The sequence below is a fragment of the Microbacterium sp. 13-71-7 genome (assembly GCF_002257455.1).
GTDB lineage: Bacteria > Actinomycetota > Actinomycetes > Actinomycetales > Microbacteriaceae > Microbacterium.
On sequence record NZ_NCKN01000097.1, the window covers coordinates 1 to 13,987 of the forward strand.

At 70.4% G+C, this 13,987-nt stretch carries 12 protein-coding genes; 6 read left to right on the top strand and 6 right to left on the bottom strand.

Going from position 1 to position 13,987, the window contains the following annotated elements; translation table 11 throughout:
* Positions 1 to 239 precede the first annotated feature (239 nt).
* Together ettA and B7X32_RS10840 are read left to right on the top strand one after the other, a co-directional pair.
* The gene (ettA, locus tag B7X32_RS10835; RefSeq protein ID WP_292719366.1) at positions 240 to 1,919 is read left to right on the top strand and encodes an energy-dependent translational throttle protein EttA; all 1,680 of its coding nucleotides are present in this window, start codon (positions 240 to 242) and stop codon (positions 1,917 to 1,919) included.
* 1 nt (position 1,920) lies between these two features.
* Positions 1,921 to 2,442: a thioesterase family protein gene (locus B7X32_RS10840; RefSeq protein WP_292719384.1), complete on the top strand. Its 522-nt coding sequence runs from the start codon at positions 1,921 to 1,923 to the stop codon at positions 2,440 to 2,442.
* Between the two features lie 52 nt (positions 2,443 to 2,494).
* On the opposite strand, the gene B7X32_RS10845 is transcribed toward B7X32_RS10840, so the two are convergent.
* Positions 2,495 to 3,379 (bottom strand): acyl-CoA thioesterase II, encoded by an 885-nt coding sequence (locus B7X32_RS10845; protein ID WP_292719368.1) that lies wholly within the window; start codon positions 3,377 to 3,379, stop codon positions 2,495 to 2,497.
* Positions 3,380 to 3,447: 68 nt separating this feature from the next.
* Here B7X32_RS10845 and B7X32_RS10850 point away from each other — a divergent pair, with 68 nt between their 5' ends.
* Positions 3,448 to 4,113 carry a hypothetical protein gene (locus B7X32_RS10850; RefSeq protein ID WP_292719370.1) on the top strand — a complete coding sequence of 222 codons (666 nt, stop codon included), beginning with the start codon at positions 3,448 to 3,450 and terminating at the stop codon, positions 4,111 to 4,113.
* 53 nt (positions 4,114 to 4,166) lie between these two features.
* Here B7X32_RS10850 and B7X32_RS10855 read toward each other — a convergent pair whose 3' ends face one another.
* The 5 genes from B7X32_RS10855 to pepN all read right to left on the bottom strand — a co-directional run bounded on the left by B7X32_RS10855 (position 4,167) and on the right by pepN (position 10,862).
* Entirely contained in the window at positions 4,167 to 4,670 is a 504-nt protein-coding gene (locus B7X32_RS10855; protein WP_292719372.1) for an OsmC family protein, read from the bottom strand.
* 52 nt (positions 4,671 to 4,722) lie between these two features.
* A complete protein-coding gene (locus B7X32_RS10860) occupies positions 4,723 to 6,393 on the bottom strand; it encodes an FAD-binding dehydrogenase (protein ID WP_292719374.1) in 1,671 nt (556 codons plus the stop codon).
* A 37-nt stretch (positions 6,394 to 6,430) separates the two neighbouring features.
* Positions 6,431 to 6,868: a globin gene (locus B7X32_RS10865; protein ID WP_292719376.1), complete on the bottom strand. Its 438-nt coding sequence runs from the start codon at positions 6,866 to 6,868 to the stop codon at positions 6,431 to 6,433.
* Positions 6,865 to 8,100: a mechanosensitive ion channel domain-containing protein gene (locus B7X32_RS10870; protein WP_292719379.1), complete on the bottom strand. Its 1,236-nt coding sequence runs from the start codon at positions 8,098 to 8,100 to the stop codon at positions 6,865 to 6,867. The genes B7X32_RS10865 and B7X32_RS10870 overlap by 4 nt, the downstream gene beginning before the upstream one ends.
* A 149-nt stretch (positions 8,101 to 8,249) precedes the next feature.
* Positions 8,250 to 10,862 (bottom strand): aminopeptidase N, encoded by a 2,613-nt coding sequence (gene pepN / locus B7X32_RS10875; protein ID WP_292719380.1) that lies wholly within the window; start codon positions 10,860 to 10,862, stop codon positions 8,250 to 8,252.
* Between the two features lie 203 nt (positions 10,863 to 11,065).
* Between pepN and B7X32_RS10880 the strand changes: the two genes are divergently transcribed.
* The 3 genes from B7X32_RS10880 (at position 11,066) to B7X32_RS10890 (ending at position 13,790) form a co-directional block, all read left to right on the top strand.
* Positions 11,066 to 12,241, top strand: coding sequence for a ferrochelatase (locus tag B7X32_RS10880; RefSeq protein WP_292719381.1), 1,176 nt, complete (start codon positions 11,066 to 11,068; stop codon positions 12,239 to 12,241).
* 62 nt (positions 12,242 to 12,303) lie between these two features.
* Positions 12,304 to 12,789 carry a ribose-5-phosphate isomerase gene (locus tag B7X32_RS10885; protein WP_292719382.1) on the top strand — a complete coding sequence of 162 codons (486 nt, stop codon included), beginning with the start codon at positions 12,304 to 12,306 and terminating at the stop codon, positions 12,787 to 12,789.
* A complete protein-coding gene (locus B7X32_RS10890; RefSeq protein WP_292719383.1) occupies positions 12,789 to 13,790 on the top strand; it encodes a DNA-formamidopyrimidine glycosylase family protein in 1,002 nt (333 codons plus the stop codon). The genes B7X32_RS10885 and B7X32_RS10890 overlap by 1 nt, the downstream gene beginning before the upstream one ends.
* The last annotated feature ends 197 nt before the right edge of the window (positions 13,791 to 13,987 follow it).

Here is a 13,987-nt window from a genome sequence, read left to right on the forward strand (position 1 = left end):
GGACCAGTGCCTCGTCGGGCAGGTCGGGCCCTCCACGGGGGATCCGGTCACGTCGGTGCTTCCGCAGGTGGACGGCGGCAGATGCCTGATCGGCAAGACCGTCCCCGTCGGGCCCTAACCGTCCCGCGGAGGAAGAGCGCGCGCCCCGGGTAGGCTGGAGTGTCGATCCCGCGGCACACCGCCGGAGAGCGACCCGCAGCCCTCGCAACCGTCGTCATGACGACAGAAGGAGCGCCCTCGTGGCCGAATACATCTACTCCATGGTCCGCGCCCGCAAGGCCGTGGGCGACAAGCTCATCCTCGACGACGTCACCATGGCCTTCCTGCCCGGCGCGAAGATCGGCATGGTCGGCCCGAACGGTGCCGGAAAGTCCACGATCCTGAAGATCATGGCCGGCCTGGACACCCCGTCCAACGGCGAGGCCAAGCTGACCCCCGGATTCAGCGTCGGCATCCTCATGCAGGAGCCCGAGCTCGACGAGTCCAAGACCGTCCTGGAGAACATCCAGGAGGGCGTGGCGATCAAGGCGAAGGTCGACCGGTTCAACGAGATCTCCGCCCTGATGGCCGACCCCGACGCGGACTTCGACGCGCTGCTCGCCGAGATGGGCGTGCTGCAGGAGGAGATCGACGCAGCCGACGGCTGGGACCTCGACTCCCAGCTCGACCAGGCGATGGACGCGCTGCGCACCCCGCCGGCGGACGCGCCCGTGACCAACCTCTCCGGTGGTGAGAAGCGCCGCGTCGCCCTCGCCAAGCTGCTGCTGCAGAAGCCCGACCTGCTCCTGCTCGACGAGCCCACCAACCACCTCGACGCCGAGAGCGTGCTCTGGCTGGAGAAGCACCTCCAGGCCTACAAGGGCGCGGTGATCGCGATCACCCACGACCGGTACTTCCTGGACAACATGGCGGAGTGGATCGCCGAGGTCGACCGCGGCCGTCTCATCGGCTACGAGGGCAACTACTCGACGTACCTCGAGAAGAAGGCCGAGCGACTCGACATCCAGGGCAAGAAGGACGCGAAGCTCGCCAAGCGCCTCAAAGACGAGCTGGAGTGGGTGCGCTCGAGCGCCAAGGGCCGTCAGACCAAGTCGAAGGCGCGCCTCGCCCGCTACGAGGAGATGGCGGCGGAGGCGGAGCGGACGCGGAAGCTCGACTTCGAGGAGATCACGATCCCCGCGGGTCCGCGCCTGGGCAGCGTCGTGATCGAGGCGAAGAAGCTGCAGAAGGGCTTCGACGGGCGCTCGCTCATCGACGGCCTGAGCTTCAGCCTGCCGCCGAACGGCATCGTCGGCGTGATCGGCCCGAACGGCGTCGGAAAGACCACGCTGTTCAAGACGATCGTGGGGCTCGAGCCCCTCGACGGCGGCGACCTGAAGGTCGGCGAGACGGTCAAGATCAGCTACGTCGACCAGTCCCGTGCCAGCATCGACCCCGACAAGACCCTGTGGGAGGTCGTCTCCGACGGCCTGGACATCATGATGGTCGGCAAGACCGAGATCCCGTCCCGCGCCTACGTCTCGAAGTTCGGCTTCAAGGGTCCGGACCAGCAGAAGAAGGCCGGCGTCCTGTCCGGTGGTGAGCGCAACCGCCTGAACCTCGCGCTGACGCTCAAGGAGGGCGGCAACCTGCTGCTGCTCGACGAGCCGACCAACGACCTGGACGTCGAGACCCTGAGCTCCCTCGAGAACGCGCTGCTCGAGTTCCCCGGCTGCGCCGTGGTCATCACCCACGACCGGTGGTTCCTCGACCGGATCGCGACCCACATCCTCGCCTACGAGGGCACCGACGAGAACCCCGACCAGTGGTACTGGTTCGAGGGCAACTTCGACGCCTACGAGCGGAACAAGATCGAGCGCCTCGGCGCGGATGCGGCCAACCCGCACCGCTCGACGCACCGCAGGCTCACGCGTGACTGAGATCGCCGGTGCCGGTGCTCCCGACGCCGCGGCTCCCGACGGGGCCGCGGCGGGGGAGCGCCTGCACATCCCGATCCACCTGCGCTGGGGAGACCTCGACGCCTTCAACCACGTGAACAACACCTCGATGCTGAAGCTGCTCGAGGAAGCGCGGGTGCGGGCGTTCTGGCGGCCGGGCGAAGGGGAGCACGGCCCGAGCACGGCGGTGCTGAGCTCGGGAATCGACGCGGGCGTGCTGACCCTCGTCGCGCGCCAGGAGATCGAGTATCTGGCGCCCGTGCCGTACCAGCGGCACCCGCTCGAGGTGCAGATGTGGTTCGGCAAGCTCGGCGGATCCAGCATCGAGGTCTGCTACGAGGTCTACAACGACGCGGCGTTCGAGGAGCGCGTGCTGTACGCGCGCTCGACCGCGGTGATCGTGCTGGTGGACGCGGCCACGGGCCGTCCCACCCGGATCGGCCCCGAGATGCGCGAGGCCTGGGAGCCGTTCTCCGGCCCGTCGATCGTCTACGCGCACCGCTGAGCGGGATCTCCGCGGATCGTGTGCCAGCACCCGCTGTTCGACAGGGGCGGGATCAGGCCTCCGGGACCCGGATCGTGATCTCCTGGGCGACGCTCGCCACGAGGGCGCCGCTGCGATCGTAGATCCGTCCCGTCGCGAGCCCTCGGCCTCCGCGCGCGTTCGGCGACTCCTGCACATACAGCAGCCAGTCGTCGACGCGGCCGGGGCGGTGCCACCACATGGCGTGGTCGAGGCTCGCGACCTTCAAGCCCGGCACGTTCCAGCTGAGGCCGTGCGCGCGCAGGATCGACTCCTGGATCGACATGTCGCTGAGATACGCCAGCGCCGCGCGGTGCAGCCGCGGGTCGTCGGGGAACGGGGCGCGCAGGCGCATCCACACCGCCTGATGCGCGGACTCCTCAGGCCCCGCCTCGCCGAACAGCGGTCCCTCCACGTGCCGCATGTCGACGGGGCGGTCGATGAGCATGCGCTTCGAGAGCGGGTGGATCCCGTCGGACAGCTCCTCATCCGGGGCGAGGTCCTCCGGACCGGGGATCCCCTCCGGCATAGGCTCGGCGTGCTCGATGCCGGGGTTCTCGTCCTGGAACGATGCGATCATCGAGAAGATCGGCACACCGTTCTGATAGGCCTGCGCTCGGCGCGTCGAGAAGGAACGGCCGTCGTGGATGCGATCCACCGCGAACGTCAGCCCCTGCGAGGCGTCTCCGGCGCGGAGGAAGTAGCCGTGCATCGAGTGCGGGACGCGACCGTCCGGCATGGTCCGCTCCGCGGCGATGATGGACTGACCGAGCACCTGCCCGCCGTAGATCCTCCCGGTCGGCATCGGATGCGAGACGCCCGTGAAGATGTCCTCGGTCGTGCGCGCGTCGGAGGAGTCGAGATCGAGGATCCCCCGCAGCATCTCGACCGATCGGCGGGCGTGCTCGTCGTGCGTCATGGGATCCTCTCGGCGGCTGCCGCGACACACCGGGGGACCGGTCGCGACCGGTTGCTAGTTTAGAGGGCGTGCCCACGCCGCTGATCCTCGCCGATGCCGACACTGCGCGTGACGCGCTCACCTTCGTCTCCCGGGCCGGCCGGGCCGGCGATGAAGGGGTCAGGCTGCAAGCCGACGGAGGGGTGCTCGCGATGACGGCGGCGGCCCTCGTGCCGCAGACGCTGTTCGATGCGACGCCGACGATCCTCGCGATGCGGATCGTGCGGGCCGACCCTGAGCTGCGCTGCGACATCGTGATCGACGAGCTCACCACGACCGACGATCCGCGCGCCCTCGCGCTGCCCGACACGGGCCGCAGCCCCTCCTGGGCCGGAGTCGCACCACCCCGGGGCGGATGGACGCCGGTGGGGACGCTCGGCGCGGACGTCATCGCGCAGCGAGCGCAGTGGGGCATCTCGGCGGTCGCGCACGGATCCCCGGCGGGCGCGGGCGAGGACGCCGTCCGTGCGCTGCGCGCCGCGATCTGGGGCGAACCTGACGAGGACCTCCTCGGCCTGCCGCGCGGCATCGCGTTCGCCGCGCACGCGTTCGGCTTCATCTCCGGCGCCGAGCAGGTGCCGATCACGACCTCGGGGCGGTGGACGCGCCTCGCGTTCTCGCGCGGGCACGTTCTCAGCCGCGGCCCCGCAGCCGTGGGGCTGACCGCCGTGCGGGCGACGGGCAGCGCCGGCTGAGGCGCATCCGGTCCGCAGGCGGAAAGTGCGCGGGCCGATGCCCGCGCGCACCGTCAGCGCCGGACCACCGTGATCGTCGGCGGTGACGCGAGGCTCTGCCCGACGACGCAGTAGCGTTCGGTCGAGGCGGCGATCCGCTCCAGACGCCCCTCGTCGGCATCGCTGTCGATGGTGATCGTGACGGAGATCTCACCGACCCCGACCGGTGCATCCCGATCCAGCCCCAGCGTCCCGCGCGCATCCCAGCGGCACTCCGCGGCGAGTCGGACATTCTCGACCGTCACTCCCATCGCGGTCGTGACGGCGCGGAACGTCACCCCGACGCACGCCAGCAGCGCCTGCATCAGGAGATCCGCCGAGCACGCATCGGATCCGTCTCCGCCGGTCGCAGGATGCTGCCCGGCGCGGACCGGGCCGGCCCACCCGTCGATGGTCGCGGTGATGCCCGGATCCCGGTAGTCGCCGGTCGCCTCCGAAACGACGCGCGCGAGGCTCGGATCCTGCCGGTAGCGCTCCTTGAGCGGTGCCTGACGCGCTCGCAGCTCTTCTGCGTTCATGCACGCGATCCTGGCACTTCGACCGAAGGGGGTCCAGGGCCGCGAGCCGGGCTCAGACCGCCTGCGCCGCCGCCCGCCCGGCCTGGCGTCCCGAGAACAGGCATCCGCCGAGGAAGGTGCCCTCCAGAGCGCGGTACCCGTGCACGCCGCCGCCGCCGAAGCCGCTCGCCTCGCCCGCCGCGTACAGCCCCGGCACGGCCTCGCCGTCGGCACCGAGCGCGCGACCGTCCAGATCCGTCTCGATGCCGCCGAGCGACTTGCGGGTGATGACCCGCAAGCGCACGGCGATCAGGGGACCGGCGGACGCGTCCTGCAGACGGTGCGGGGACGCCGTGCGGATCAACCGGTCTCCGCGATAGGCGCGGGCCGAACGCAGCATCGCGATCTGCGCATCCTTGGTGAAGTCGTTCACGATCTCGCGGTCGCGCGCGACGACCTCCTCGCGCACCCGGTCGGGGTCCAGGGCGTCCCCGCCCGGGAGCTCCTGCATGCGTGCGATCAGCCGGCCCAGATCGTCCTCGACGACGAAGTCCTCGCCCTTGTCCAGGAACGCCTGCACCGGGTCCGTGGGGCCCTTCGCGAGCCGGGAGCGCACGAGGAGCGGCACGTCCTTGCCCGTGAGATCCGGGTTCTGCTCGCTGCCCGACAGCGCGAACTCCTTCTCCACGATCTGCCGCGTCGTCACGAACCAGGAATGATCGTGCCCGGTCTCACGCAGGTGAGCCAGGGTGCCGAGCGTGTCGAAGCCGGGGAATAGCGGCACGGGCAGGCGCGCGCCGGTCGCATCCAGCCACAGCGACGACGGGCCGGGCAGGATCCGGATGCCATGGCCGGGCCAGACCGGATCCCAGTTCCGGATGCCCTCGACGTAGTGCCACATGCGGTCGCCGTTGATGAGTCGCGCGCCCGCCGCCGACGACACCGCCTGCATCGAACCGTCGACGTAGGCGGGAACCCCGGTGAGCATGTCCACGGGCGGTGTGCCGAGGCGCTCGGGCCACGCGGCGCGTACGAGGTCGTGGTTGCCGCCGATGCCGCCGGAGGTCACGATCGTCGCCGCGGCGGAGATCTCGAACGTGCCGACCGGTTCACGGTCGCTCTGCACGCCGCGCGCCGCCGCCGACGACGCGAGGATCTCGCCCTCCGCGCCCGTGACGACCCCGTCCTGCATGGTGAGGGCGGTCACGCGATGCCGGGGGAGGACCACCAGGTGCCCCGTCTTCTCCGCCTGCTCGAGGGCGGCCTGGAAGGGCGCGACGATGCCGGGGCCGGTGCCCCAGGTGATGTGGAAGCGGGGCACGGAGTTCCCCGGACCCAGGGCGCCGTAGCCGCCGCGCTCGGCCCAGCCCACGACCGGGAAGAAGCCCACTCCGCGCTCACGGAGCCAGGCCCGCTTCTCGCCGCTCGCGAACTGGAGGTAGGCCTCGGCCCAGCGTCGCGGCCAGGCGTCCTCCTCGCGGTCGAAGCCCGCGTTGCCGAACCAGTCCTGCCGGGCCAGCTCGTACGAGTCCGTGATGCCCATGCGGCGCTGTTCGGGGGAGTCGACCAGGAACAGTCCGCCGAAGGACCACCAGGCCTGCCCGCCCAGATTCGTGCGCGGCTCCTGATCCACCACGATCACGCGTCTGCCGGCGGCGGTCGCCTCCGCGGCGGCGACGAGGCCGGACAGGCCCCAGCCGATGACGAGCACGTCGGTGGAGTGGGTGGTCGTGGTCGCGGTCATGAGATCTCCGTCGAACTCGGTGTGCGTGCGGCGCGCGCTAGAGGATGGGACGCCCGTCCGGTGTCGGTGCGCCCGTCGTGGTCGTGCGGCTCGGCTCGAATGTATTCACCATCGCATGTGCGGCGCGCTCGAGGTAGTCCCACAGCGTCGCCTCGTGGATCGGCGAGAGCTGCACCTCGTCGACCGCCGTGCGCATGCAGCGCAGCCAGCGGTCGCGGGCATCGGGGTCGACGTGGAACGGCATGTGCCGCATCCGCAGCCGCGGATGCCCGCGCTGCTCGCCGTAGGCGGTGGGGCCGCCCCAGTACTGCTCCAGGAACATCCGAAGGCGATCCGCGGCCGGGCCGAGATCCTCCTCGGGGTACATGGGCTTCAGCACGGGATCCAGGGCGACTTCGCGGTAGAAGACCTCGACGAGGCGCTGGAACGTCGCATGGCCGCCGACCTCGTCGTAGAAGGACACCGGATCGGTCATCGTTCGTCTCCAGCGTTCTGCGGATCCTGCGGGTTCTGCGGGTTCTGCGGAGTCTGCGGATCGGGGAGGGGTGGGAGCGGAAGGCTCTGCGGGGCCGACGGCGGGGTCTTCGGCTTCTCGGTCTTCTTCGGCGCGGGTGCGGTCGGCGCCGGCTTGGTGCGCGGCGGCGGCGTGACCGTGGCGGGCTTCTCGCCCTCGGTCTTCTTCTTGCGCCAGAATCCGCGTTCCGGCACCGCGGGGGCCGTCGCGACCGGGTTCGGGCGGGTGCGCGGCGGGTTCGCACCGTGCACGCGGCGGGCGCCCTCGGGACCGGCGAGCTGCACCGTGGCCATGCTGGGGACGGTCAGCTCCATGCCGAGCATGGTGTCGCGCAGCCGCATCCGCAGCTCGCGGGCGACGTCGTCCATCGCGTTCGTGCGGGTCTTCATGACGACCCGGATCACGAGGGCGTCGCCCTCGATCGATTCCAGTCCCCAGATCTCGGGCTTCTCGACGATGCGGGTGCGCCACTTCGGATCCTTCGCGAGGCCCTGCGCGGCGGCGAGCAGGGCGTCCTCGACCGCGGGGACGTCCGCATCCGCCGGCACTCCGAGGTCGATGATCGCGCGGGCCCAGCCCTGCGACATGTTGCCGATCCGGGTGATCTCGCCGTTGCGCACGTACCAGAGCGTGCCGTTCGCGTCGCGCACCTGCGTGATCCGCACGCTGACGTATTCGACGACGCCGGAGGCGAGCCCCAGATCCACCACGTCGCCGATGCCGACCTGGTCCTCGGCGACGAGGAACATGCCGTTCAGCACGTCCTTGACGATGTTCTGGGCGCCGAAGCCGAGGCCGGCGCCGACGGCCGCGGTGAGCAGGGTCAGGGATCCCAGCAGGGCGTTGTCGATGATATTCACGATCAATACGATCGCGACCACCACGAGGATCACGTTGACGATGTTCTGCAGGATCGTGCCGAGCGTCCTGGTGCGCTGCACGAGGCGCATGTCCGCGAGTGGCGAGCGCTCCAGCGCCCGCGTGTCGGTGACCTCCGCCTTGGATTTGGCGCCGGCGACGATCCGGCGGACGACGCGGCGGATGACGAACCTGAGTGCGTAGGCGATTGCCGCGCAGATGACGATGACGAGGGCGGCTTGCAGAGCCTTGCCGCCGATAGCGAGCAGCGCACCGGGCAGGCTCTGCCACCAGGCAGCGATGTCGGAGGGCGTATCCAAGGGGACGATATTCATCGCTCACGATCCTATGACCGGAGGCCTTGGCGGGTTCTGAACAGCGACGGCGCTTCGCCGTGCGCTGCGCGCGGTGCGGCGGGAAACGCCGCAGGGCCCGAGGGGATCGAACTCCCTCCGGCCCTGCGCTTCGTCGCGGGGGCTCTGCGTCAGCTCTGCGCGTCGGCGGCCACGGCCTCGACGGTCTCGGCGTCGCGGGCCTGGGCGGCGAGGGCGCGCTCCACATCGGCGAGGTTCTCGAACACGAGACGGCGCAGCGCGGGCGCGGCGTCCTGGTGCGCCGAGAGCCAGGCGCGGGTCGCGTCGCGCAGGGCGACGTTCGCGAGCGTCTTCGGGTACAGACCCACGATCAGGTAGTTCGCGACCTGGAACGTGCGGCCCTCCCAGATCGAGAGCAGCGCGTCGAAGTACTGCGCGACGAACGGCTCGAGCAGCGCGACCCCGGCCGGGTGCGTGAAGCCGAGCGCCGCGGAGCGGACGATCGTGTTGGACAGGTCGTCGTGCTCGACGAGCGACGACCACGCGGCCTGCTTGTCCTCTGGCGTGGGCAGGGCGGCGCGGGCCTGAGCGGCGAACTCCCCGCCCTTGGCGGTGTTGTCGCCCTCCAGCGCGGCGTCGATCGCTGCGCCGTCGACGGCGCCGACCGTGGCGAGGCCGACGAGCAGCTGCCATGAGAGGTCGGTGTCGATCGTCAGTCCGTCGAGCGTCAGGTCGCCGTCGCGGAGGCGACGGACGATGTCGGCGTGCTCGGGCGTGGTGATTGAGTTCGCGAACGCGGTGACGAACTGCAGCTGGCTGTCGGACGCGGCTTCCGCGCCCTGGGCGAGCGCCCACAGGCCGTCCGCCACGCGGGTGCGGGCGGCGGTGCGGTGCTCGGGCGTGACGTACAGCGCGGCCGCGGTCTGCAGCTGGCTGAGCGTGGTGCGCACCGTGGTCGACTCGGTCTCGCGGCCGATGTTGCCGAGCACGAGGTCGATGTAGTCGCTCGCGGCGCTCTCGGCGTCGCGGGTCTGGTCCCACGCGGCGCCCCACACGAGGGAACGGGCGAGCGGGTCGCTGATGTCGGCGAGGTGCGCGACGGCGGTCGCGAGGGAGCGCTCGTCGAGACGGATCTTCGCGTAGGCGAGGTCCTCGTCGTTGAGCAGCACGAGATCGGGCCGCTTCAGGCCCTGCAGCTCGGGGATCTCCGTGCGGTCGCCGTCGACGTCGACCTCGACGTGGTGGGTGCGCACGAGGGAGCCTGCGGCGTCGAGATTGTAGAACCCGATGCCCAGGCGGTGCGGGCGGATCGTCGGGTAGTCGGCCGGAGCGGTCTGGGTGACCGCGAAGCGCGAGATCGAGCCGTCCCCGGCCTCCGCGATGACCGGTGCGAGCGTGTTGACGCCCGCGGTCTCCAGCCACTTCTTCGACCAGACCGTGAGGTCGCGGCCGCTGGTCCGCTCCAGCTCGACGAGGAGGTCGCTGAGCTCGGTGTTCTGCCAGGAGTGCTTCTTGAAGTACTCGGAGACGCCGGCGAAGAACGCCTCGATGCCCACCCACGCGGCGAGCTGCTTGAGGACGGATCCGCCCTTGGCGTAGGTGATGCCGTCGAAGTTCACCTGCACGTCGTCGAGATCGTTGATCTCGGCGACGACCGGGTGCGTGGAGGGGAGCTGGTCCTGACGGTAGGCCCAGGTCTTCTCCATCGCGTTGAAGGTCGTCCACGCCTCGGTCCACTCGGTGGCCTCGGCGGTCGCGATGGTCGACGCCCACTCGGCGAACGACTCGTTCAGCCAGAGGTCGTTCCACCACTTCATGGTGACCAGGTCGCCGAACCACATGTGCGCGAGCTCGTGCAGGATCGTGACGACGCGGCGCTCCTTGACGGCGTCGGTCACCTTGCTGCGGAAGACGTAGGTCTCCGTGAAGGTCACCGCTCCCGCGTTCTCCATGGCGCCGGCGTTGAACTCCGGCACGAAGAGCTGGTCGTACTTCGCGAAGGGGTACGGGACGCCGAACTTCTCCTCGTAGTAGGCGAAGCCCTCGCGCGTCTTGTCGAAGATGTAGTCGGCGTCCAGGTGCTCCCACAGGCTCTTGCGCCCGTAGACGCCGAGCGGGATCACGCGGCCGGATGCGCTCGTCAGCTCGGAGAAGGTCTCCTCGTACGGGCCCGCGATGATCGCGGTGATGTAGGACGAGATCCGCGGGGTGGGCTCGAAGCCCCAGGTGGCGACCGCCCCGGTCGCCTCGGAGGCGGATCCGTTCGTGACGTCGTGGTGGATCGGCTCGGGCGTGGGGGAGTTCGAGACGACCTTCCACGCGGCCGGCGCGGTGATCGTGAACTGGAACGTCGCCTTCAGGTCGGGCTGCTCGAAGACGGCGAAGACGCGACGCGAGTCGGGCACCTCGAACTGCGAGTAGAGGTAGACCTCGCCGTCGACGGGGTCGACGAAGCGGTGCAGGCCCTCCCCGGTGTTCGTGTATTCGCAGTCGGCGTCGACGACGAGCACGTTCTCCGCGGCGAGGCCGTCGAGCGCGATCCGCGAGTCGGCGAACGCCGAGGTCGGGTCGATCTGCTCGCCGTTCAGGGTGATCTCGCGCACCTCGCGCGCGATCAGGTCGATGAAGGTCGAGGATCCCTCGGTGGCGCTGAAGCGCACCACGCTGCGGGATCCGAACACCTCCGCACCCTTGGTCAAGTCGAGCGCGATCTCGTACGACTCGGTGTCGACGATCGCGCGGCGCTCCTGCGCCTCGATGCGGGTGAGGTTCTCTCCAGGCACTGCTCAGACTCCCAGGGGTGAGGGTTTCGGCCGCAAGATCCGCGCTGCTGGCGCCGGCGGCAACCGTCCCAGCCTACGCCAGAGCGCGTCTCGCACGATTCCGCGGGCTCCCGCCGGCCTCGCAGGCCCGGCCGGACGCCGAGTCGGCGCTCGGCGACGGCAAAGGAAGTTCAGGGGAAGATAGGAGGGTGAGTGCCCGAAATGTGACCGCAGCAACCGTTCCCTTCGCCTCCGAGCCTGCCGCGAGCGGGCCCGAGTTCGTCGAGACCCCCGTCGCGTACGACGGGATCCTGCTCGCCGGGTTCGGCGGACCAGAGGGCCAGGACGATGTGATCCCGTTCCTGCGCAACGTCACCCGGGGCCGCGGCATCCCGGACGAGCGGCTCGAGGAGGTCGCGCATCACTACCGTCACTTCGGCGGCGTGAGCCCGATCAACGCGCAGAACCGCGCGCTCAAGGCCGCACTCGAGTCCGAGCTCGTGCGCCGCGGGATCGACCTCCCCGTCTACTGGGGCAATCGCAACTGGGCTCCGTACCTGTCCGACGCCGTGACCGAGGCCTCGGAGAGCGGCGACACGACGCTGCTGGCGTTCGCGACGAGCGCGTACAGCTCCTTCTCCAGCTGCCGTCAGTACCGCGAGGACTTCGCCCGCGTGCTCGACGAGACCGGTCTCGGAGAGACCGTGACGATCGACAAGATCCGCCCGTTCTACGACCACCCCGGATTCGTCACCTCCTTCGTCGAGGGCGTGCGCGACGCGATCGACGGCTTCACGGCGGACGGCGCCGACGCCGCGGCCATCCAGGTCCTGTTCACGACGCACAGCGTGCCGACCGACGATGCGCTGCGCTCCGGTCCCCGCGACGTCGACTGGGGCCCCGGCGGCGCGTACGCCGCGCAGCACGAGGCCGTGGCGGCGTGGGTCATGAGCCGCGTGGCCGAGCTGCTTCCGAGCGCGGCCGACGTCGCGTGGGAGCTCGTGTACCAGTCCCGTTCGGGCCCCGCCTCGCAGCCCTGGCTCGAGCCCGACATCTGCGACGTGATCGAGGAGCTGCCCGCTCGCGGTCGCACCGCGGTCGCCGTGGTCCCGCTCGGCTTCGTGAGCGACCACATGGAGGTGCTCTGGGATCTCGACACCGAGGCGAAGGACGCGGCCGCCGAGGCGGGTCTCGCTTTCGTGCGCACGCCGACGCCCGGAGTGTCCGACTCCTTCGTGGCGGGGATCGTCGACCTCATCCAGGAGCGGCTGGAGGGGCGCCCTGCGGCGGACCGTGCGCACGTCACGGCGCTCGGTCCGGCGTTCGACGTGTGCCGTCCCGGCTGCTGCGAGAACATCCGCGCGGGGTTCAAGCCCGCCGCGGCGGGCATCGCGCCCTGACCGCTCCGCGGGGCCGCGTCACGCCGCCTCGCGGTGGTCGTGGCGCTCCGTAGGATTGACTCATGCGCATCCACATCGCCACCGATCACGCCGGTCTCGAGTTCTCCACGCAGCTGCAGCATCACCTTGCCGAGGCGGGGCATGAGGTCGTGGACCACGGCCCCGTCGAGTACGACGCCCTGGACGACTACCCGGCGTTCTGCATCCGCGCGGCGCAGGCGACGATCGCCGACCAGCGTGCCGGCGTCGAGGCGCTCGGCGTGGTGTTCGGCGGATCCGGCAACGGCGAGCAGATCGCGGCGAACAAGGTCGAGGGCATCCGTGCCGCCCTGGTGTGGAGCATCGCGACCGCCGAGCTCGCGCGGGAGCACAACGACGCGAACGTGATCGCGATCGGTGCGCGTCAGCACACCTTCGAGGAGGTCGCGGGCTTCATCGACCGCTTCATCGCCACGCCGTTCTCGAACGAGGAGCGGCACGTGCGCCGGATCGGGCAGATCGCCGACTTCGAGCGCGACGGATCCCTGCTTCCGGACCCGCGCGCCTGATGCCCGAGGGCCATTCCGTCCACCGGATCGCGCGGCAGTTCGCGCGCAACTTCGTCGGCAAGCCCGTCGTCGCCTCTAGCCCTCAGGGGCGGTTCGCGGAGGGCGCCGCGCTTCTCGACGGTCGGACCGTGGAGAGCGTGCAGGCGGTCGGCAAGCAGATGTTCCTCGAGACCGAGGGCGATCTGTGGTTGCGCGTGCATCTGGGGCTCTATGGCGCCTGGGACTTCTCGGGTGAGATCCTCGTGGATCCGACGATCGCCTCGGCGAACGGACGGATGGGGCAGACGAATCAGCGCGGCACGGATCTCGACGAGGCGCCGATCCTGGACGACGCCGGCGAGAACTCGCTGGCTTCCATCGGCGCCCCGCGGAAGACGCGCGTGCACGTCCGCATGTCCGAGGCGACGAAGGGGCTTGCGGACGAGGGCGCCGAGTGGCCGCCTCCCGTGGTCGGGCAGGTGCGCCTGCGCCTCATGACGGACTCGACCTGCGCGGATCTGCGGGGGCCGACCGCGTGCGTGCTGCAGACGCCGGATGAGATGCTGGCGACCGTCGCCAAGCTCGGGCCGGATCCGCTCGTGGGTGACGTGGACGCGGGGGAGGAGCGCTTCGTCGCTGCGGTGCGGCGCCGGGCTGTGCCGATCGCGCTCCTGCTCATGGATCAGGCTGTGGTCAGCGGGATCGGCAACGTGTACCGCGCCGAGCTGCTGTTCCGGGCGCAGTTGAACCCGCACACTCCCGGGCGCGATGTGCCGGAGGAGACCGTGCGCGCGATCTGGCGGGACTGGGTGCGCCTGCTCGCGATCGGCGTCGAGACGGGTCAGATGATGACCATGGACGATCTCTCGGCCGACCAGTATCGCGCTGCGATGGCGCACCGCGACGATCGCCACTGGGTGTACCACCGCACGGGGCTGCCGTGCCGCGTGTGCGGCACCGACATCGTGCTCGAGGAGATCGGCGCCCGCAAGCTCTATTGGTGCCCGCGCTGCCAGGCGTGAGCGGGCGCGGTCGCCTCTGACGAATCTGCGTGGTCGGCGGTGCGCTCTTCGCCTGCCTGACCTGCCCCCTCCGATGGGTTCAGGCGGCGGGGTGGAATCGTTTGGGTGGTGGGTCGATGTCTCCCCACGCGTAGCGGAGCGGAAGCCGCGGGTGCAGCACGGACTGTTTCCCGTCGGGGTGGTGCAGGACGAAGTCG

Excerpts from the sequence above, each read along its gene's own strand:
- B7X32_RS10885 (WP_292719382.1), top strand. The coding sequence starts at position 12,304 with ATGCGCATCCACATCGCCACCGATCACGCCGGTCTCGAGTTCTCCACG.
- B7X32_RS10860 (WP_292719374.1), bottom strand. The coding sequence starts at position 6,393 with ATGACCGCGACCACGACCACCCACTCCACCGACGTGCTCGTCATCGGC.
- B7X32_RS10855 (WP_292719372.1), bottom strand. The coding sequence starts at position 4,670 with ATGAACGCAGAAGAGCTGCGAGCGCGTCAGGCACCGCTCAAGGAGCGC.
- B7X32_RS10845 (WP_292719368.1), bottom strand. The coding sequence starts at position 3,379 with ATGACGCACGACGAGCACGCCCGCCGATCGGTCGAGATGCTGCGGGGG.
- B7X32_RS10870 (WP_292719379.1), bottom strand. The coding sequence starts at position 8,100 with ATGAATATCGTCCCCTTGGATACGCCCTCCGACATCGCTGCCTGGTGG.
- B7X32_RS10890 (WP_292719383.1), top strand. The coding sequence starts at position 12,789 with ATGCCCGAGGGCCATTCCGTCCACCGGATCGCGCGGCAGTTCGCGCGC.
- B7X32_RS10865 (WP_292719376.1), bottom strand. The coding sequence starts at position 6,868 with ATGACCGATCCGGTGTCCTTCTACGACGAGGTCGGCGGCCATGCGACG.